This window comes from Rhizobium acidisoli (assembly GCF_002531755.2).
Taxonomy (GTDB): Bacteria; Pseudomonadota; Alphaproteobacteria; order Rhizobiales; family Rhizobiaceae; genus Rhizobium; species Rhizobium acidisoli.
On the sequence record NZ_CP035002.1, the window covers coordinates 24,892 to 44,389 of the forward strand.

Annotated in this window: 17 protein-coding genes and 2 pseudogenes; 14 read left to right on the plus strand and 5 right to left on the minus strand. The window is 58.2% G+C overall.

The window, feature by feature from the left end; all coding sequences use genetic code 11:
- Positions 1 to 124: 124 nt before the first annotated feature.
- Together CO657_RS32550 and CO657_RS32560 are read right to left on the minus strand one after the other, a co-directional pair.
- Positions 125 to 610, minus strand: coding sequence for a metallophosphoesterase family protein (locus CO657_RS32550; protein ID WP_054186280.1), 486 nt, complete (start codon positions 608 to 610; stop codon positions 125 to 127).
- Between the two features lie 495 nt (positions 611 to 1,105).
- A complete protein-coding gene (locus CO657_RS32560) occupies positions 1,106 to 1,426 on the minus strand; it encodes a low affinity iron permease family protein (protein ID WP_054186279.1) in 321 nt (106 codons plus the stop codon).
- Positions 1,427 to 1,865: 439 nt separating this feature from the next.
- Here CO657_RS32560 and CO657_RS32565 point away from each other — a divergent pair, with 439 nt between their 5' ends.
- A complete protein-coding gene (locus CO657_RS32565; RefSeq protein ID WP_128715645.1) occupies positions 1,866 to 2,147 on the plus strand; it encodes a hypothetical protein in 282 nt (93 codons plus the stop codon).
- Positions 2,148 to 2,228: 81 nt separating this feature from the next.
- Positions 2,229 to 3,595, plus strand: a pseudogene (locus CO657_RS32570) (IS3 family transposase).
- Between the two features lie 300 nt (positions 3,596 to 3,895).
- Here the strand turns inward: CO657_RS32570 and CO657_RS32575 are convergent.
- Both CO657_RS32575 and CO657_RS32580 read right to left on the minus strand, forming a co-directional pair.
- A complete protein-coding gene (locus tag CO657_RS32575; protein ID WP_054186217.1) occupies positions 3,896 to 4,240 on the minus strand; it encodes a DUF202 domain-containing protein in 345 nt (114 codons plus the stop codon).
- 56 nt (positions 4,241 to 4,296) lie between these two features.
- Entirely contained in the window at positions 4,297 to 4,491 is a 195-nt protein-coding gene (locus tag CO657_RS32580) for a hypothetical protein (protein ID WP_054186218.1), read from the minus strand.
- A 213-nt stretch (positions 4,492 to 4,704) separates the two neighbouring features.
- On the opposite strand from CO657_RS32580, the gene CO657_RS32585 reads away from it, so the two are divergent.
- Positions 4,705 to 6,990 carry a cation:proton antiporter domain-containing protein gene (locus tag CO657_RS32585; protein WP_054186219.1) on the plus strand — a complete coding sequence of 762 codons (2,286 nt, stop codon included), beginning with the start codon at positions 4,705 to 4,707 and terminating at the stop codon, positions 6,988 to 6,990.
- A 286-nt stretch (positions 6,991 to 7,276) separates the two neighbouring features.
- Entirely contained in the window at positions 7,277 to 8,296 is a 1,020-nt protein-coding gene (locus CO657_RS32590; RefSeq protein WP_054186220.1) for an ATP-dependent DNA ligase, read from the plus strand.
- 298 nt (positions 8,297 to 8,594) lie between these two features.
- On the opposite strand, the gene CO657_RS32595 is transcribed toward CO657_RS32590, so the two are convergent.
- Positions 8,595 to 10,496, minus strand: a complete 1,902-nt coding sequence (locus CO657_RS32595; RefSeq protein WP_054186221.1) for a potassium transporter Kup — start codon at positions 10,494 to 10,496, stop codon at positions 8,595 to 8,597.
- Between the two features lie 401 nt (positions 10,497 to 10,897).
- On the opposite strand from CO657_RS32595, the gene CO657_RS32600 reads away from it, so the two are divergent.
- The 10 genes and pseudogenes from CO657_RS32600 to CO657_RS32645 all read left to right on the plus strand — a co-directional run.
- Entirely contained in the window at positions 10,898 to 11,356 is a 459-nt protein-coding gene (locus CO657_RS32600; RefSeq protein ID WP_054186222.1) for an Hsp20 family protein, read from the plus strand.
- Between the two features lie 73 nt (positions 11,357 to 11,429).
- Complete coding sequence (locus CO657_RS32605; RefSeq protein ID WP_054186223.1) at positions 11,430 to 11,729, plus strand: DUF982 domain-containing protein; 300 nt, start codon at positions 11,430 to 11,432, stop codon at positions 11,727 to 11,729.
- A gap of 431 nt (positions 11,730 to 12,160) precedes the next feature.
- Positions 12,161 to 12,955, plus strand: a complete 795-nt coding sequence (locus tag CO657_RS32610) for a DeoR/GlpR family DNA-binding transcription regulator (protein WP_054186230.1) — start codon at positions 12,161 to 12,163, stop codon at positions 12,953 to 12,955.
- On the plus strand, positions 12,952 to 13,911 hold the full coding sequence (locus tag CO657_RS32615; RefSeq protein ID WP_054186224.1) for an N-acetylglucosamine kinase: 960 nt from the start codon (positions 12,952 to 12,954) through the stop codon (positions 13,909 to 13,911). The genes CO657_RS32610 and CO657_RS32615 overlap by 4 nt, the downstream gene beginning before the upstream one ends.
- 32 nt (positions 13,912 to 13,943) lie before the next feature.
- The gene (locus CO657_RS32620) at positions 13,944 to 15,200 is read left to right on the plus strand and encodes an ABC transporter substrate-binding protein (RefSeq protein WP_054186225.1); all 1,257 of its coding nucleotides are present in this window, start codon (positions 13,944 to 13,946) and stop codon (positions 15,198 to 15,200) included.
- Complete coding sequence (locus CO657_RS32625; protein WP_054186226.1) at positions 15,197 to 16,114, plus strand: carbohydrate ABC transporter permease; 918 nt, start codon at positions 15,197 to 15,199, stop codon at positions 16,112 to 16,114. Before CO657_RS32620 ends, CO657_RS32625 begins: the two co-directional genes overlap by 4 nt.
- 23 nt (positions 16,115 to 16,137) lie before the next feature.
- Positions 16,138 to 16,971 carry a carbohydrate ABC transporter permease gene (locus CO657_RS32630; protein ID WP_197283934.1) on the plus strand — a complete coding sequence of 278 codons (834 nt, stop codon included), beginning with the start codon at positions 16,138 to 16,140 and terminating at the stop codon, positions 16,969 to 16,971.
- An 11-nt stretch (positions 16,972 to 16,982) separates the two neighbouring features.
- A complete protein-coding gene (locus tag CO657_RS32635; protein ID WP_054186228.1) occupies positions 16,983 to 17,936 on the plus strand; it encodes an SIS domain-containing protein in 954 nt (317 codons plus the stop codon).
- 176 nt (positions 17,937 to 18,112) lie between these two features.
- Complete coding sequence (locus tag CO657_RS32640) at positions 18,113 to 18,379, plus strand: DUF2277 domain-containing protein (protein ID WP_054186229.1); 267 nt, start codon at positions 18,113 to 18,115, stop codon at positions 18,377 to 18,379.
- 465 nt (positions 18,380 to 18,844) lie between these two features.
- Positions 18,845 to 19,302 (plus strand): annotated as a pseudogene (locus CO657_RS32645) (helix-turn-helix domain-containing protein); the annotation flags it as partial.
- Positions 19,303 to 19,498 lie beyond the last annotated feature (196 nt).

The window sequence follows — 19,498 nt, forward strand, 5'->3', positions numbered from 1 at the left end:
CGCGCTGCGGTTAAAGGATACCGATCGGCGCCACCCCTAAAGGCTCGAGAGTTGGATCCAGGATGCTTCTGGAGAGGATGATCCGGTCCTAGTTTTCAAATCCGGTCAAAATAGCGGCAGCGGGCTATCTGCCGAGGAGGTTCCCCAAGGTGACCGGGCGAAGTCCCTTCGCATCGACACCGACATCGTATTGGCGGGGAAGGGGCCTCAACCGGCCATGGGAATGGCCGTGAAGATTGATCGATTTCTTTCCCATCTGGTTCCAGGTCCGGAACGCGTAGTGGCATAAGATCAGGTGATGTTGCTCGTGCTTGAGTTCCGCGTAATGCTGGACGCTAACCCAATTCGCCGCATTTGTGGTGGACGGAGGGTCGTTGTTTCCGACTATGAGGTGCTTCCGGCCGTTCAACCTCGACAGCAACTCGGCGCAATCTCCGGCCCTTTGAGACATGAAGTCTCCCAGGTGCCATACCTCATCTTCCTCAGCCACGGTATCGTTCCAGTTTTGGATGAGCGCGGAATCATGCTCGTCCATGCTAGAAAAAGGACGCTTGTCGATGCGGAGCACGCGCGGGTCGCCGAAGTGGGTGTCGCTGGTAAAGTAGATCATTGGCAAAACCGATGCCGCATGTTGACGTCGCTCATCTGACCTCCTTAAATTGCCAGTCCGATTTCGGAACAGGCCAACCGTTCTTTGCCGCCCGAAAATCGGCCTCAGCAGCGGCTCTCTTCGTTGCTTAATAATGCCTGTTGCCCAGGCCGTGATACGGATGCGGCCGGCTCTGACGACAACGTTCTGTGGTCTGCTTGCCCGCCGTGTGTTCTGCACGAAAACATACGCGCGCAGTCGAGAGGCTGACGCTCTCGCGGAACGACAGTGGCTGCGACCACCACCAGTCGTTCAACGCCGTCTCGCACCGCACTTTCTTCGATCGGGGACGGCCAAGCGTGAGCTTCACTCCCATAGGAACTTCAGGCGACATGTTCTAACCTTCGAACCGCCATTGTGCGGCAACCTGCTGCTCGACGCCCGGCAATATGACAAGCCGGTGATGGCGCAACAATCGCTCCGGCAATTCTGCGCGGAAAAGTGAAACGCAGTCTGCTAGTCGGAAGTCGTGTGGCCCTCGCGAAACTGCTCGATCTGCTCGGGCTCCTTTTCGTCGAGTTGCGTGATCTCGTTTCTCGCGTCGCCATGGACATGAAGAAGTTCGTCGAGCTTGGCGTGGATGGCTTGCGTGTCCCGGTGTTCGGCACGCTGGATAAACAACGTCATTATCCATGTGATCAGGGTTGCAAGGCCGTGCCATTCCAGTGTTTCCCGACTGAAGATCAGCCACGAAAATCCATAGACGACGACAATCGCAAATGCGTACGGACTTGCGGTCCACGTACCCAAGTCGGTCAGCCAAGAACGCCATCGCATGACAAATCTCCGATTTCTCGACGATGGAACCTTCAGATCGTGCCTGTGTTCCCACCGATGCCAAATCTCTAGAGACTTCACCTGAAACATCGGACGCTCAAGCGGAGGCCCTCGCAATGAAGCCTCTGGGAGCGCTGAGGCGAAAAGGCGCGTACGCGCCGGTTGGGCTTGCCGGGATTTTCAGCGCTTTCACATCACACAAAAAGCTACTTACCACTCAACGAGCGGTCGCAGATCTTTTCCACTCAGCGCACAGCCAAAAAAGCCCCGCCGAAGCGGGGCAGTTTGGGAAAAAGGGGAGTTCTATGGGATCGTGCAGACAGGAACTGCGATAGCTCAGGTCATGGTCCACCTGCGCGATTCCAAACCTCTAACAAGCTGCGTTCCAGCTGGTTCCCTACATTCGCAATATTCGACGGAGAACCTCGTGGAGGCCGGGTTGTTGAATCTCGCGAGCAATCCCAAAGATGTTGGAAAACGTCCACACCTGCAAAAATCTCCCCCATGGCGGGCCGTTATGCGCCTTACGAGCATCGCCAACATGCGAGGGGCGGCGGAGAAGATGTTGGAGACGATCGTAATCAGCGTTGAAGCGATTGGGTTTTCGGTCGCCGCTTGGATTTTGATCATAAAGACCGCAACGCACATTTGGTGGCAATGTCGATACGGCTCCTTGCGCTTTTCCGATAACGTGGCGCTCTTGGCACCGCATGCCGCTTGAACAAGATACTTCGCGCAAAAAAAGCCCCGCTGATTTTGAACTGACCCCCGAAAGTTGGACACCCAACTTCGGGGGTTTTGCATGTCCAAATACAGCAGCGCATTCAAGCAGGAAGTCATTGAGTATTACGGTTGTGGTGAGCGTAGCTACCGGGAGGTAGGTCTGCGCTTCGGGCTTGATTATTCGATGGTGCGGCGGTGGGTCGCCAGCCACGCGGAGCATGGCTTGGCGGGCTTGGCCCGTAAACATAGTCACTATGATGCGCAGTTCAGACTATCGGTCCTCGAACATGTGGAAAGATGGTCTGTCCCGTCGACAGGCGGCCGCGCTTTTCGACATTCGCAACGCCGGTAGCCTCTCAGTCTGGGAGAGGCAATATGAGCGCGGTGGGCTTGAGGCCCTTGCCCCGCGCCGGAGAGGCAAACCGCGATCGATGCCCGAGCCCCCTACCACGGACACCAGCACGGATGGAGCGCAGGATGACGCTGCCAAGAGCCGCGAGGAATTGCTGGCGGAACTGGCCTATCTGCGCATGGAGAACGCCTACCTAAAAAAACTGGAGGCCTTAACGCAGGCGCGTCACGCGCCGAACGGACGCAAGCCGTCCAGGCGTTAAGGCCGCAGCATCCGCTCGACGGGCTGCTGGCGCTTTCGGGCCTGGCGCGTAGCACGTTCTATTATCAGCAGAAGTGCTCTCCTCCGGCGACCGACATGCGGCCCTGAAGGTGACGATCCGATCGATCTTCGATGAACACAAGGGACGCTACGGCTATCGTCGGGTGACGGCGGCGATCCGTGGCCGCGGAGAGGCGGTCAACCACAAGACGGTCCAGCGGCTGATGGTCGAGATGAGGCTGAAGTCCCTGGTTCGGCCGAAGAAGTACCGCTCTTACAAGGGCCAGGCCGGGCACGTCGCGCCAGATCTCATCCAACGGCAGTTCGCTGCTAGGCGCATGAACCAGAAGTGGGCAACCGATGTCACCGAGTTCAATGTCGCCGGCGAGAAGCTCTTCCTGTCGCCGGTCATGGACCTCCACAATGGCGAGATCATCGCGTATGAGATGGCGAGGCGGCCGATCTTCAAGCTGGTCAGGGACATGCTCAACAAGGCATTGACCAAGCTCGATGACGATGACAGGCCGATCCTGCATTCCGATCAGGGATGGCAATATCAGATGCCAGAGTGGAGCCGTATGCTCCAACAAAGCAATGTCGCCCAAAGCATGTCACGCAAGGGCAACTGCATCGACAATGCCGCCATGGAGAGCTTCTTTGCCACGCTCAAGTCCGAGTTCTTCCATCCCAATCAGTTCGACAGCATCGACAATCTGCGAGACGGAATCGACGAATACATCCGCTACTACAACAACGATCGCATCAGGATGAAACTCAAAGGGCTGAGCCCTGTGAAATACAGGACCCAGCCCTCAAATCATCCCAGCCTATGAACCGTCCAACTTTATGGGGTCAGTTTCAACGCGGGGCTAGTGAGCATACGTGGAAAGGCGGCTGCGCTAGGTTGCTGGGAGCGGGCCTAACACATCCTCGCGCCCAACGCGCCGGTGGGGTAAAGGTTCCGCAAAGCCTCAGTTTTTTGGCGTGAGATCACATAAGTCGTCGCGAGTCGGGATATCATAACCTGCTGAGCAACTTTAGCGTCATTCATCTGGGTCGACGACCAAGCAAAGGGAGCGGAAGCGCTACAGAATTGATCCGGGCGCTGGAGATGGGTCAGATTCTTGGTCATTTCAGCCCGGGGAGCCCGAGCGCCCGAACCAGACCCCAAACAGCGTGGCAATCGAAACGATCACCAGGAAGCCGCTGACGATCAAAAGCAAGAGGCTGGGTATCTTTTTCACATCAGGCTGCGGCGGCGGCGGCCCCGGTCGAAACTCCCTGACAACGGCGACGATAAAACAAAAAGCGCTGAAGGCGACAAGGATAGTGCCGGTCGTAACGATCAGGATCTCCGGAACAACGTCTGCGAGCAATGCTTTCGCGCCGATGCCGCTCGCCAGCGCCGTTAACCCCGTCCGCATCCAGGCGGCATATGTGCGTTCCGCTGCATAGATGGTGCGGTCCGCGGCAAGCACCGTGCGACGTTCGGGCCCCTGTTGGTTGTCTTGACTCATTTAGCGACCCTTTGTCTCTAGCCGAGTGCGACGTCGGTGGCTGTTCGCTCGATTTCGGCGCGTCGATGGACGGGCGTTCTTGGGGAGGAACCGAGAAGTGCGTCCAGCTCTTTGCGATCGGCGCCGAACCGCGCGATATAGCGCGCGGCCTGCTGAAAGCCGATCTGATAGCGTTCGGCGAGCTCTTCGGGCGAATATTGCTCAGTGTTCATGACGCACCTCCTTTTGAGAAGAAATTCCTTTTAGGCTGCGGCAGTTCCATAGGCCTTTGAAATCAATCGCCCGTGCGGACGGCGCGCTAATGCCCGCCTTTCTTTCCACCTCGTTGGGGTGCGCGACGCTTGCCAAATCGAGCGAAGTAAAGCCACGGCGGAACTGTGAGGGCTACTCTTCGTTTGATATCGAATCCTGGGGGCCCTCTCTTGATGACAACTCGACTGAACCCGCCACGGCTATCCCCATGGACGGTGCCGTTGATCGCGATCTGCACCTTCGTCAGCTACAATGTGGCGTGGGCAGCAGACCAAAAATCCTCAGCCCCGTCGGAGGCCTTGTTCCTCATTCAGATCATTGTCCTCGTCGTCGCGGGAAGACTGCTTGGCGAACTGATGGTCCGGATGGGTCAACCTTCGATCATGGGCCAGATTATCGGCGGTATTCTGCTTGGACCTTCCGTGTTCGGTCTCCTGCTGCCGGACGCCCAGTCTGCGCTTTTCCCGGAGCAAGAGACCCAGAAGGCGATGACGGACGCGGTCGGGCAACTCGGCATTCTCTTTCTCCTCCTCCTGGCCGGCATGGAAACAGATCTCGCGCTGGCCATCCGATTGCGACGCGCTGCAGCCGGCGTCTCGCTGACAGGGATCGCCATTCCCTTTGCTTTGGGATTTGCTGCCGGGCAATTCATGCCGTCCAGTCTGTTGCCCAACGCAGGCGAACGCCTAGTGACCTCACTCTTTCTCGGGACAGCCCTTTCTATCTCGTCCGTCAAGATCGTTGCCTCCGTCGTGCGCGAGATGGATTTTATGCGTCGAAATGTCGGACAGCTCATCGTCGCTTCGGCGATCATCGACGACACCGTCGGCTGGGTCATTATCGCCGTGACATTCAGCCTGGCAAAAAACGGAACGGTTGATGTTTCCACGCTCGCCCGAAGCGTGATCGGCACGCTCGCCTTCATGGCGTTTAGTTTTACGATTGGGCGACGGATAGTGTTCGAGATTATTCGCTGGACCAACGACAGCTTCAAGAGCGACTTGCCGGTTCTGAGCGGCATCATCGCGATTATGGGCGGGATGGCGATCGTGACTAACGCAATCGGCGTTCATACCGTGCTCGGTGCCTTCGTTGCAGGGATCCTGGTCGGTCAATCACCGATCCTCACACGTCAGATTGAAGGACAACTGCGCGCTTTGACGACGGCACTGTTCATGCCGGTCTTCTTCGGGCTGACCGGCCTGCATACAGATCTAAGTGTGCTTGCCGATCCATCGACCTTGCTTCTCGCGACGGGATTGGTCCTGATCGCCAGCTTAGGCAAGTTTGGCGGAGCCTTCGTCGGATCGAAGATCGGCGGCTTTTCGAACGCGGAAGCGATAGCGCTCGGCTGCGGCATGAACGCCCGTGGCTCGACAGAGGTCATCGTTGCCTCGATCGGCTTGTCGGTGGGTGTCCTCGACCAGCGGCTTTTCTCGGTCATCGTGGCGATGGCGGTCGTGACAACAATGGCGATGCCGCCATCGCTTCGCTGGGCGTTGGCGCGATTGCCAATGCGCGAGGAAGAAAAGGAGCGGCTCGCCTCGGAGGCTTTCGAGAAGGACAGCTTTCTGTCGAGGTTCGAACGCATTTTGCTCGCTATCGATCATTCCCCGAACGGCGACCTCGCCGCGCGACTTTCAGGTCATTTTGCGGCACTAAGAAAGATGCCGGTGACGGTTCTCGATGTCGACGGTGATGACGGCGCCGCCGAGAAGCAGCTTGATGCTGGCACTGGCTCGGACAGCCGCGCGAAGGAGATCAGTCAACGCGTTCAGTCTACCGCGGAGAAAGCCGTTGAGACCCAGGCTGTGGTGGGAGAGAGCGGCGAGGCCGTTGGGGAGCTTCATATCAGCGTCCGCAAGAAGGACGCTGAGCTCCAGAAAGTGCTGACCGAGATTTCAGAGAAGGGGCACGATCTCATGTTCGTCGGGGTAGAGCCTACGACGGGCGCAAAAGGCGGTTACGCTGATCGACTGGCGTCGATGATCTCCGCCTTCGCCGGCACAACAGCAATCATTACGTCGCGTGGGCGTCTGCCAGAAAAAGATGCCGATCTTCGGATTCTTGTGCCCGTCAGCGGCACCGAGCGATCAATGAAAGCTGCCGAATTTGCTTTGGTCGTTGCGAAAGCCACCGGATCGACAATTACGGCCGTCTACTTCCGGGAGACAAGGCAGGCAATACCGGTTTCTCGCGTGAGCGATGTAACCGACACTCATAGGGCCGCTTTTCGAAAGCTCGATCAAATCGCTGCTTTTCACGGCGTTGATATCGACAAGGTGGTGTCGGCAGGCTCCTCGCCGGAACTCGCCATCCTCAGACACGCTCGTCGCGGGCGGTTCAACCTCATCATTCTCGGCGTGAGCAGGCGTGCGGGCGAGGATCTGTCTTACGGCACCGTTGCAGATACGCTTCTTGAAACGGCTGATCGTTCGTTCGTTTTTGTGGAGACATGAACTCCGGTCCGCCGAAGACATTCAGGAGAGCTGAGTGGTTGGTTGTTTCATCTACCGTATCGCAACCCGCGGGCGATTTACGTGCGCAAACGGGGGGAGCTCTAAACTCGGACAATCGGACAAGGGCCCCTGGAACCTTCGCCTGCGGTTGGGCATTGCCGTTGAAAGTCCATCAACAGGAGGTATCGGCGCTCCCAAGCGACAGAAGTTTCGAAAGATTATCGCACGGCGAGCGACGGCTGGAGCAGCCTTCACTTCTTGCCAAATCCACGAGGACGACAGCGTGATGGCTAAGCGTGCATCAAGCGATCGGGCGTTCGGGCTACCGCTCGATATCCAGCCCATGGAAGCCCGCTCAGCGGACGACTTACCAGATGACCGGGGCTGGCAGTATGAGCCCAAATGGGATGGGTTTCGCTGTCTGGTGTTCAAGGAAGGCAGCGCCGTGGACCTCCGGGCGAAATCGGGGAAACCACTTGGACGCTATTTTCCCGAGATCTCAGAATTCTTTGCAAATCTGTCGCTCGAGCGCTTCGTGGTCGACGGGGAGCTTGTGATCGACATCGACGGGAAGCTTTCATTCGACGCATTGCAGATGCGCCTGCACCCGGCTGAAAGCCGCGTCCAGAGGCTGTCCGCCGAAACCCCTGCGAAACTGGTTCTTTTCGATATGCTGATGGGCATCGATGGTGTTCCTATCCTTGATCAGGACTTGGAGTTTCGCCGCGCTGCTTTGGAGGCGATCGCAAAGGATGTCGTGAACAAAGGGCGCCTGATCTTGTCGCCCTTCACGCGCGATCGGATTGAAGCAACACGGTGGCTGTCGGCATCTGGTGCTGATACCGATGGTGTCGTGTGCAAGCGCGTTGACGGGCTCTATTTACCGGGCGAGCGGGCAATGATGAAGGTGAAGCGGTTGAGGACGGCCGACTGTGTCGTTGGCGGTTTTCGGTATCAGAGTGACAGCCACTTCGTGGGCTCTCTTCTCCTCGGTCTTTACAACGATCAGGGCGACCTCGACCATGTTGGCTTCACGTCCACGATCACAGACGCCGAGCGGCCGGAACTGACGTCGAGGCTTGAAGCGCTGCGAGGCGGGTCGGGCTTTACCGGCAAAGCACCAGGTGGGCCAAGTCGATGGAGCACAAGGCGGTCGTCGGAGTGGGAGCCCCTGATGCCCGAACTTGTTGTCGAGGTGCGCTTCGACCATGTGACCGGCCACCGCTTCCGGCACGGCACGAAGCTTCTTCGGTGGCGCCCCGACAAGCGGCCGACGCAGTGCAAGTTTGAGCAGATCGAGCGATAACGTGGCAACAGGCGCAGGCACTTGAGGACCCGCTCCGGCTGCTCGACACGGGCAGGGGACGGCAAGGGCAACGGCATCCTCACCTTCGACGACTGGCAGTCTATGCCGATGGCCTGATCGGCGACCGCGTGCCGGATCTGCCCGACGAGACCGGCACGCTATGGCCCCGAAATGTTGCGAATATTTTCCAACCCACGGCGGAAGCACCGCGAACCTCAATCTCGGCTCGGAAAACGGGCTTCGTTTTAGGATGAAGTCGAAGACGAGGATAGCTTGCTTTGCTCGCATCCACTCTGCGCTAAATAACCGTCTGCAGGCCAAGCTCGACGACACGGCCGCTGGGAAGCCCGAAATAATCTGTGGCATTGCTGGCGTTCTGGGCAAGGGCGATGAACAGCCTGTCCTGCCAGAAGGGCATCCCTCCCTTCTTCGACGGCAGGTTCGTTCGGCGCGACAGGAAAAAGGACGTCGACATGATATCGAACTTCAGCCCGAGCTTGCGCACGAGCGCGAGCGCACGGGGGATGTTCGGCGTCTCCATATAGCCGAAGGTAATGACCAGTCGAGAAAATATCGGGTTGAAGCTCACAAGAAAAATCTTTTCCTCATCCGGGACGAAGGGTGTCGTCGCCGTCACGACGCTGAGGATGATATTCTGCTCATGCAGAACCTTGTAATGCTTCAGGCTGTGCAGGAGCGCTGTCGGCGCGCCCTCGACGTCACTTGCCAAGAAGATGGCCGTGCCGGGAACGATCAGTGGCCTCTTGTTTGCCAGCTTGTCAACGATCGCCGACAAAGGGATTTCCTCGGTTTTGGTGCGGGCGGCAAGCAGACGCCGCCCGTGCATCCATGTATGCATGATCAGGCCCATCGTGCAGGCGACGGCAACCGGCACCCAGCCCCCATCGGCAAATTTGGCGACGTTTGCCGCCAAAAAGCCAGCGTCGATGAGAAAGAGCGGTACCACAACAGCTGCCGCGGCGGCCGCACTCCAGCTCCAGATGCGCAGCATGACGACGTAAAGAAGCATAGATGTAATCAGCATCTCGCCGGTCACAGCGATGCCGTAGGCTGCAGAAAGCCCGCTTGAGTTGCGGAAGTGGAGAACCAGGGCGACCACGAAGATGAAGAGGAAGGAATTGACCTGAGGCATGAAGATCTGCCCGGAATGCGTTTCAGACGTGTGCAGGATCTGGAGCCGGGGCAGCAGGTTCAGATGCATGGCCTGACGCACGAGGGAGTAGGCTCCCGAAATGACCGCCTGGCTTGCAATCACGGTTGCCGCAGTTGCAAGGCAGACCATTGGGATTTTTGCCCAGTCCGGGTGCATGCCGAAGAATGGGTGAGTAGCCATCTCCGGATTTGAAAGCACGAATGCGCCCTGTCCGAAGTAGTTTAGCAGAAGGCAGGGGAAAACCAGGATGAACCACGCGGTAACGATCGGCTTGCGTCCAAAGTGGCCTAGGTCGACATAGAGCGCTTCGGCTCCCGTCACTGCGAGAAAAACCGCGCCAAGAACGGTGATCGTGGTGCCGGCGTTGCTTGTCGCATAGCGAAGCGCATGAACGGGATCGACAGCCCAGAGCACTGCCGGGTCGTCGAGAATATGGATCGCCCCACTGACGCCCAGCACCAGGAACCATAGCGCCATGACAGGCCCGAACACGGCGGCGACGCCTCCAGTCCCGAAACGCTGGACGAAGAAGAGAAGCGCGATTATTGTTAAGGTGAGCGGGACGATCCAGGCCGAAAGTCCAGGTGCGACGACCTGAATTCCTTCGACAGCGGAGAGAACCGAGATAGCCGGAGTGATAATCGCGTCGCCAAGGAAGAGGGATGCACCGGCGACACCGAGAACAAGGACCCAGACAGGTCTGCCAACGAGGCTTTCTCGCGCGAGCGTCATCAGAGAGAGCGTGCCGCCCTCTCCACGATTGTCCGCCTTCAGGACGAAGGTGACGTATTTGATGGTCACGACGATCGTCAGCGCCCATACGATCAGGGAGAGAATGCCGAGTACATTGTCCCGATGCGAACCGGTCCCAGCCGTTGCACGAAGGGCTTCGCGAAACGCGTAGAGCGGGCTCGTGCCGATATCACCGTAAACAACGCCCAAAGCGGCAAGGACGAGCGACGGCAAACCGCTGCGGGTTGCGCGTTCCAGCTCGGGATCTTCTGATCGAAGTTGCGGGTGGGCCACCGAAGGCTCGCAGTTAAAGGAGAATGCCGATCGAACGCGCCGGCAGGGAAAACTATCAGAGAAGCGAGTCTTTGCCGACGACTTCTAACGAGCTTAGTCGACCAGGGGTTCCAACGTCCGAACTGCCCGGACCTGTCGGGCCGGAGCCCCATGTCGTCAATGACGCTAATCGATCACTGTCCAGGAAACACGCGCTGAGTCTCCGCCCCGGCGTCGAGCTTGTCGTGTTTGGCTTGCAAGGTTGCTGCCCGATCGGAAATTTTTTCGCTGCGATCGTCTTGAAACTGAAAATCCGCTGAACCAAATCAATTGCCGCCGGCCGCTAACGACAGGGCTGGCCTTGCTGGAAGCGGATGTTTCCAGCACTTCTGTACCCATGTTGCTTTAAGGAGGATATGGCTATGGCAACATCATACGACTATGCACCCCTTTTCCGCTCAAGCATTGGCTTTGACCGGGTTTTCGATCTTCTTGAAAATGCTCAGCGAGCGCGCTCACTCAGCGATTGGCCACCCTATGACATCGTCAAGACGGGCAATGACAATTACCGGATTTCGATTGCGGTGGCCGGTTTCGGTCAAGACGATCTCGACATCACATTCCAGTCTAACCTTCTAACGGTAACGGGGAAAAAGCAGGAAGCCTCTGCGGAAGGCTATCTGCATCGGGGCATCGCCGGTCGCCCGTTCGAGCACCGGTTCGAACTGGCCGATCATGTACGGGTGAACGGAGCCGACCTGAGCAATGGTCTTCTGTCCATCGATCTTGTTCGAGAAGTCCCGGAGGCTTTGAAGCCGCGAAAGATTGACATTCAAAGCGCTCCGGCCCCGGCACAAATCGAAGCCCGAAAGGCCGCATGAGCTGGATAACGCGTCAAAGGGCCCCGTCGCGACGGGGCCCCTGGAACGTAAGGGTTGGAAGGGAGAGAGAGAGATGAAACCCGACATGTTCGAAAGGCCTGTTTCTATTCTGGTCGGACTTGGTTTTCCGGCCAAGGTTTGTTCGGTGATGGACGCATACCGACATCTGGTCGAGTGGCCGATATCGCTCAGGGACAATGGCCACGCCGTTGCCCTGAAAGCGTGTGCGGCAGCTCTGCGGGGCGAGATCGAAGCGGAAACCGCCCGCGGACTGTTTGCCGCCTTTGCCGAAAAACATGATCTACTGGCGCCCGAGGTCGATGGCGCAGCCATATCGCGTTCGCGACACGATAGAGATCCGCATATTCGCTGAGGGCAGACAATTCCGCGAATTGTAGGCCCGCCACCTCACTGAGCGTCGCTGCACACCGCGGCGGCGCCAGTCACCTGACATCAAATTTCGCCCGGCCAGGGGCTCCTTGAGTGATCCCGAATGCCGGCTCGGGCCTTGTCGATGTGCGGGTCCCTCCCGTAGCTGTGATTTTGCTTGGGACAAGCGTCCGCGACGCATTTCATGGGCTTTCTCACCGCGTCTCTGAAGCGGCCGAAAACCGCAGCACGTTTTTAGCGCGGCCTCGCGCCATGCCACGGATGAAATTTCTTAGGGATCCTTTCCGATGGCAGGAGCTACCTGGCGATCCCTTGCTATGATAAACTCAAAAAACTTCAAAATTCTGATTGACTCTGATCGAATTGGGCCAGAAAATAGCATCGATCTCGCAAATATCCTCGCAGGAGCCTTCAGTGAATCAGGCAGGCGGAGTGAAGGTCGATCGCTTGGATGCTATCCGCAGCCATCTCTACGCGAACGGCTTTTCCACGATTCAGACGCTCGCCGACGCGATCGGGGCATCGCTTGCCACCGTGCGCAGAGACCTTCAGATTCTTGAGCAGGAGGGGGCGATCGATCGTGTGCACGGCGGAGCCCGAATTGCTGACGGGTCGTCAGTCGAAGTCGCGTTTCAGGAGCGCGAAAAGCGTCATCTATCGGCCAAGCGAGCCATTGCGACTGCTGCCTATGATTTGCTGCAACCGCGCACGGCAATTTTCCTCGATGCCGGGACCACCGTCCTGCAGCTCGCACGCCTCATCAGGATTAACCCGGTTCCGCTTAGGATATTTACAAACGGCCTGACGGTGGCGCAGGAGTTCCTGAACATTCCGAACCTCGAAGTGGTGCTTCTCGGTGGCCAGCTGCGCAGCGAAAATGCATCCTTGGTCGGGCCACAGGCAGAAGCGATGATCGAGACCATTTGGTTCGACCAGCTCTTTCTTGGCGCAAGCGCCATCAGTCCCGATGGCTCCATCTATAGTGTCGATAGCGCGGAAGCCAGCCTCAATCGGCGGATGCTGGCTCGATCGGCAAATCGCTTTGTCCTGGCCGACTCGTCGAAATTCGGGACGATGGCGACCTACAAGGTGGCGCCGCTCAACACGGCAAAGGTCATTACCGATTCCGCACTTGCGCGCCATTGGCGCGAGGAACTGATTAATTTCGGGGTCGACGCCACGATCGCGGAGCTGCGGGGCAAGTCATGAACGACGAGCTGATCCTTGGCATTGACGGGGGTGGAAGCAAGGTTCTGGTCGCCCTCGCGGATCGCAGTGGCCGCATCGTGCGCAGCTCCCGCGGCCGCGGCGTCAATCCGATGGACAATCCGAACTGGCTGGAAGAGCTGGAGCAGCATCTCGTTCCTTTCAGCAATGAAGCAAAGTTGATGGCGGTCGCCGCAGGGCTTCCCGCCTATGGTGAGGTCGCACGTCTATCCGCCCTGCAACGCGATGCAATCCAACGCGCCTTCCCAAACGCACTTTGCCAAGTTCTCAATGACGTCGATGCGGCGCACCTTGGCGCTTTTGGCGGAAACCCCGGCATCCTCATTCTCTCCGGTACGGGTTCGATGGCCTGGGCACGCAATGAGAGCGGCCGTTCGGCACGCACCGGCGGCTGGGGCGATCTGATCGGCGACGAAGGAAGCAGTCACTGGATTGGGCGGAGGGCGCTCAGCCTCATCAGCCAAAGCCTTGACGGCCGCGCTCCTTCGACCGCTCTGTCGACGGCACTATTCGAACATCTCCGCATCGATCCTGCCGATCCCATGAACGGGCTTGGCGACTGGGTGAGCTCGCTCTCAAACCCAAGGGCGGAAATTGCAGCGATTTCACTTCTCGTGGATCGCGTCGCATGCAATGGCGACGGGGGCGCCATCGGGTTGCTGGAGCAGGCCGCCGACGAACTCGCAAAGCACCACCGTGCGATCTCCCGGCATTCTGATGCCATTGCCGATTGGACCTATGCAGGCGGAACCTTTTCCAGCCGGCTCCTTTTGGAATTGCTTGAGCGGAGGGTTGAAAAACCTCCGGCGCCACCGAAACTTCCTCCGATTGGTGGCGCCCTTCTGGCTGCCGCCCAACTTCTCGACTGGCCCTTGGACGAGGACTGGATCGGGCAAATCGCGGCCACTTGCCAGAGCATTGGCGCGCACGCGACTTAAACGGAGCATCAAGAACAACGAAGGATGGGAACATGCAAAAATTTGTCTTGCGACTCATTGGTTCAGCAGCCTTGGCCATTGCCATGCCCGCCTTGGCGGACGACGCAAAGCCGCTCGCCGGCCAGTCGATCACGGTGTTGATGCCGTCACCCCAGGGTGCGACCATCGCGACGGACTTCGAAGCAGAGACCGGCATTCATGTCGACCTTCAGACGCTCTCTTGGGACGATATTCGGCCTAAGCTGGTGACTGCCCTCGTCGCGGGCACTGCGCCGGCGGACGTTACCGAATTCGACTGGTCATGGACCGGACAATTCAGTGCCGCAGGCTGGTTCTTGCCGCTGAATGATGTGATCGATCCCGACACCGTAACGGATATCGGTGTTGCGAAGATTTTCACCGTCGATGGCAAGCTTCTCGGCGTTCCCTATACGAACGACTTCCGAGTGATGCTGGTCAACAAGAAGCATTTTGCCGATGCCGGGATATCGCAAATGCCCAAGACGCTCGACGACCTCGTTGCGGCCGCCAAGAAAATCAAGGAAAAGGGCATCGCCCAGTATCCCATCGGCCTGCCGCTTTCGGCAACCGAGGGTGCCTCAACGAGCTGGTATCTATTGACGAAGGCCTTTGACGGCGAGCTTTTCGACAAGGACTTCAAACCGCTCTTCACGTCTCCCGACTCGGCTGGTTATAAGGCGCTCGCTTTCGAACTGATGCTTCTCAAGGAGGGGCTTGTCGATCCTGCATCCACCGGCCTCAAGGACAGCCAGATCAACGAAAGCATGTTCGGGCAGGGCATCACGAGTATCATGGTCTCCGGCGAGCCCGGACGTCTCGGCCAGATGAACGATCCAAACCAGTCGAAAGTCGCCGGCCAGGTAGAAGCCATTCTAGTGCCGACCGAGAGCGGCGAAACGCGCAGCTTCGGTCTTCCCGAGGCCCTTGCCATACCAAACGTCTCTCTCAACAAAGAAGCAGCCGTCGCCTTCGTCAAGTGGTTTACGAGCAAGGACTTCCAGAAGAAGAATGCGGCAAATGGCTTCCTGCCAACCCGCACTTCGGCCCTTTCTGAACTGAACGAGGCCGGCAAGCTGAATAGCGGTGATGTTCTGGTAGCGCAGTCCAAGACCGTCGAGCCTCTTTTCCCGCAAGGCACCCCGCCCTGGTATCCTCAATTCTCGAGTGGTGTGAATACAGCGATTAACAGCGCGGCCAAAAGCCAGATGAGCGTCGATCAAGCGATGGAGGCAATCGCTTCTGCTGCCAAGCAAGCGATGGCGCAATGACTGCCTTGGCGTCCGAGGGTCTGTCGAGCAAGCGTGGTATCGGGTTCAAGACCGACACCACGCTTGGGCTTTTGCTGATCTCACCGATCGTCATCACGATGGCCGCGTTGGTTTTCTACCCAATGGGGCGAACTTTCTGGGACAGTCTACACAGGGTCAATCCTATGCAGGCTGGCACCCCCTTCGTCGGCCTGGAAAATTACAACCGGATGCTCTCCGATGGCCAACTCGCGACGGCATGGAGCAATACGCTCATCTACGTCGTTCTGGCAGTCATCGCAGAAACCGTATTCGGTGTTCTTGCGGCCGCGCTCATCAATCAGATCAAGGTCGGCCGGCAATGGGTTCTCGCTGCAGTGATCCTGCCCTGGGCACTGCCCGGTGTCGTGAACTCGGTCATCTGGCTTTGGATTTATCAGCCTGGCGCGGGCCTGTTGAACGGCATTCTTTCTGCCCTCGGCCTCGCATTTGAAAATCACGTCTGGTTCAACGATCGCAACAGCGCAATTGTTGCCGTGACAATCGTCCACGTCTGGCGAATGATGCCGCTGACGATCGTTATTGTTCTCGCCGCAATGCAGAGCATACCCACGCATCTTTACGAGGCCGCGCGGATCGACGGTGCCTCGCGCCTGCAGATGTTTGGATCGGTAACCCTGCCACTCGTTCGCAGTGCGATCGCGGTCGCGATGACGAATGCGACGGTAAACGCCTTCAACCTTTTCGACGAAGCCTGGGTCCTTTCTGGCGCCAGCCTCGAAACCAGGCCGGTGCTGGTCCAGATCTACCTGGAGACGTTCCAGAACCTTCGCTTTTCCTACGGAATGGCTCTGTCGGTGGTGATCACGCTGGTCTCGCTTTTGATCTCCCTCGTCTACGTTCTCCGCGTCTACCGCAACACACGGTTCGACTGATGAAACCCACTCTTGCCTACCGAATGATGATCTGGGTTGGTGTCCTTGTACTGCTGATCTGGTCACTGGGGCCGATCTACTGGACCATCGTGAGCTCGGTCACGCCAAGCGAAGCCTTTTCGGTCCGGCCTATCAACTTTTTTCCGCGACACTTTACGCTGGATCACTTCTCCAGATTGTTCGGTATTGACATTGCGCGCATCGGAGGAGTGGAGGTTTTCAAGCAGTTTCGCGCCGCTTTGCTGAATAGCATCGTGACCTCGGTCGCTGCCACGCTGTTCTGCGTGGCAATATCCGCCCTCGGAGCCTACGCCTTCACCCGGCTTCAGTTCCCCGGTAGGAAGACACTTTTCGTTGCGGTCGTCGCGACACTAGCCATTCCCGCTTACGCGGTCCTGATCCCGCTCTATCAGATCATGATCAAGCTGCATCTCGTCGACACCTATGTCGGCATCGCGCTGATTTACGTGTCGGCTTTCCTGCCGCTTTCGCTCTGGCTGCTCAGGAGCGTCTTCGAAGCTCTTCCGATCGCGCTGGAGGAAGCAGCCCAGCTCGATGGAGCAGGCAGGCTGTACATCTTCTTCAACATCGTCTTGCCGCTCGCAGCGCCTGGGTTGACTGCGGCGGCGATCCTGACCTTCCTTGGGGCCTGGGGACAATACCTTGTCCCGCTCATTTTCTCGCCGCAGGCGACGAAACCCTTGACGGTGCTCATCCCGGAATTCGTGACGAAGAACTTCATCGATTACGGTCTGATTACGGCCAGCGGCTCGATCGCGATCGTCATCCCCGCCCTCGTGGTCATTTTTCTCAACCGTTACCTTGTCAGCGGCTTGCTGGCTGGTTCGGTCAAATAATCGGAGACTCCATGAATACGACCGAAAAGGTTATTTTCGAGCAATTTTCTTATTGGGAAAAAGCCATCGGCGTAAACCAATCCGGTGATCGTTCCAAGCTACTCGTCTTTGTAGGCTGCGGCACTTCGTTCAATCTCGCGCTCTCGCTCGCGGCCTGTTCCAACATGTCAGGGCGAAAGGCGATCGCAGTTCCCGGCGCCGAATGGGCAAACCGGCCCTCGGCATTTTGGTCGGAGTGGCGTGATACGCATGTGGTGGCGCTTTCGCGGAGTGGGGAGACGACGGAGACAGTCACTGCCGCGAAAGCGAGCCGCGACGCCGGCGCATTCGTCACGGCACTGACCGTCGAACCGGAAAGTTCTCTTGCCAAAAATTGCGACCAATTGGTTTCTGCCGAGACCCATCCTGATGAAGGCATCGTCATGACGGTCTCGGCGAGCCTGATGGTTCTTCTTGGCCTGCAGATGATCGGGCAGCATGTTCCAGGCTCCGTTGTCGGCTCCGCCCGCAGGCTCGCCGACGCTCTCGATCACGCGCTCCCCGGCATCATCACAGACAAAACGCACTTCGTGTTTCTTGGGAGCGGTCCCTTGTTCGGCATCGCCCTGGAAGGCGCGCTGAAGCTCATGGAGATGAGCCAGATCATGACACAAGCCTTCCACCCTTTGGAATATCGTCATGGGCCGATCAGCCTGGTCGATGGAAAAACGGTTGTGGTGATGCTCTACAGCCCGGACCAGCGAGAGGCGGAGTCGAAACTGGTTCGCGAATTGAATGAGAAGGGTGCAATCGTCATTGGCTTCGGCGGTCCAGGGGATGTGGAACTTGCCGTCGATGACGATCTTTCCCTCGCCGGTCTGGTCGTCCTTCCAGCGCTGCAGGTCCTTGGTGAGCGGGCCGCCCAAGCTCGGCAGATCGATACGGTTTTTCCCCGCCACCTGACCAAGGTCGTGAAGCTGGAATGACCCCGATCGAAATGCCAGCGAGGACGACCCCGGAGAGGGACGGGGCTCCAGCCACGCGCTGGGTGGATTCGACCGCGGCGAAGTGGTCCGTTTGTAAATTACGCTTAAACGACTATTTTATGTGAACCAATCCTCCTCTCGCTCGACGAGAGGGAGGACACGACCGGGAGCAAGTCATGTGCAGAAATATCAAGCCCCTGTTCAATTTCGATCCGCCAGCGACGGACGATGAAATTCATGACGCGGCACTTCAATTCGTGCGGAAGTTGAGCGGAACCACCAAGCCCTCGAAACGCAACGAGGCGGCGTTCGAGCAGGCGGTCTTTGCGATCGCAAGGTGCGCCCACGAGCTGCTCAGTTCGCTGGAGACCTCTCAACCTCCTCGCGATCGAGAAGAAGTTGCCGCAAAGGCGCGCGCGAGAACAGCGATCCGCTTCGCGTAAGCGAGAACAGGCCACCTGACTCGTAACCCGAGCAGATGCGCGAGGCTTGGCGAGAGCAGCGCAACGGCACCTGCAAACGTGACGGCTGACAACACCACGGCAACTACATCTCCATCCCATTTGCGCTAGCTGGCCCATTGGAGGATGAGGTGCAGAGACTTCGAGCAGGTTCATCATTGCGATCGAACGTGGCGAAGGTTGGTAATGACTTCGGGCATGGATGTGACGCAGACGACGCATCAGGTCGAGGCTGACGCGCGGCTTTGGTGTCGGAATATTTTTCAGAGGTGAATGTATCGGGTTGAAAGAATTCAGTCCACGTTCAAGTGTTTGCTGTCGTGTCTGGCTGATCGGCAGCCAGACTCGCGCTTTAGAGCGGGATGATTTTAGGTGGAATCGCAATTGGGATTCCCTTTTGGACGCAAATCAGATTCATCCTTCAGGCCGGTAAGGAGGCCGGTCTGGATGGCGAGACCTTTTTCGAATGATCTGCGAGAGCGTGTTGTCGGGGCGGTGACGCAGGAGGGGCTGTCGTGCCGGGCTGCGGCCAAACGCTTCGGTATTGGCATCAGCACCGCGATCGATTGGGTACGGCGGTTCCACGCAACGGGCAGCGCAGCACCCGGCCAGATGGGCGGCCACAAGCCGCGGGCGATCTGCGGTGGCCACCGGGAATGGCTTGTCGAACGCTGCCGCGCGAGTGCGTTCACGCTGCGCGGGCTGGTCGCGGAATTGGCGGAGCGGGGTCTGGACGTGGATTACCGGTCCGTCTGGGCCTTCGTCCGGGATGAAGGGCTGAGTTATAAAAAAAGACGCTGGTCGCCAGCGAACGGGAGCGACCCGACGTCGCCGCCAGGCGGGCGCGCTGGCTGAAGCATCGCCATCGCATCGATCCGGCCCGTCTTCTCTTCATCGACGAAAGTGTGCTGCAGAGCAGCGGAAGGAGTTCGACATGAACTAAGACCGTAGCGTAAAGCTGCGTGAATGATGGGGGACGGCCCTCCGGGATCGGCTTTCAGGAGCAGGTCTCAAACCAGTCCGAGCTGCTGCGGTAAAGAGCCGTGGTGGTGAGCGTCGGATGAAACGTTCGGACGAGATCCGAGCAGGTGCATGTTCAAA

Excerpts from the sequence above, each read along its gene's own strand:
- CO657_RS32550 (WP_054186280.1), bottom strand. The coding sequence starts at position 610 with ATGATCTACTTTACCAGCGACACCCACTTCGGCGACCCGCGCGTGCTC.
- CO657_RS32560 (WP_054186279.1), bottom strand. The coding sequence starts at position 1,426 with ATGCGATGGCGTTCTTGGCTGACCGACTTGGGTACGTGGACCGCAAGT.
- CO657_RS32580 (WP_054186218.1), bottom strand. The coding sequence starts at position 4,491 with ATGAACACTGAGCAATATTCGCCCGAAGAGCTCGCCGAACGCTATCAG.
- CO657_RS32585 (WP_054186219.1), top strand. The coding sequence starts at position 4,705 with ATGACAACTCGACTGAACCCGCCACGGCTATCCCCATGGACGGTGCCG.
- CO657_RS32590 (WP_054186220.1), top strand. The coding sequence starts at position 7,277 with ATGGCTAAGCGTGCATCAAGCGATCGGGCGTTCGGGCTACCGCTCGAT.
- CO657_RS32600 (WP_054186222.1), top strand. The coding sequence starts at position 10,898 with ATGGCAACATCATACGACTATGCACCCCTTTTCCGCTCAAGCATTGGC.
- CO657_RS32605 (WP_054186223.1), top strand. The coding sequence starts at position 11,430 with ATGAAACCCGACATGTTCGAAAGGCCTGTTTCTATTCTGGTCGGACTT.
- CO657_RS32615 (WP_054186224.1), top strand. The coding sequence starts at position 12,952 with ATGAACGACGAGCTGATCCTTGGCATTGACGGGGGTGGAAGCAAGGTT.
- CO657_RS32620 (WP_054186225.1), top strand. The coding sequence starts at position 13,944 with ATGCAAAAATTTGTCTTGCGACTCATTGGTTCAGCAGCCTTGGCCATT.
- CO657_RS32625 (WP_054186226.1), top strand. The coding sequence starts at position 15,197 with ATGACTGCCTTGGCGTCCGAGGGTCTGTCGAGCAAGCGTGGTATCGGG.
- CO657_RS32630 (WP_197283934.1), top strand. The coding sequence starts at position 16,138 with ATGATGATCTGGGTTGGTGTCCTTGTACTGCTGATCTGGTCACTGGGG.
- CO657_RS32635 (WP_054186228.1), top strand. The coding sequence starts at position 16,983 with ATGAATACGACCGAAAAGGTTATTTTCGAGCAATTTTCTTATTGGGAA.
- CO657_RS32640 (WP_054186229.1), top strand. The coding sequence starts at position 18,113 with ATGTGCAGAAATATCAAGCCCCTGTTCAATTTCGATCCGCCAGCGACG.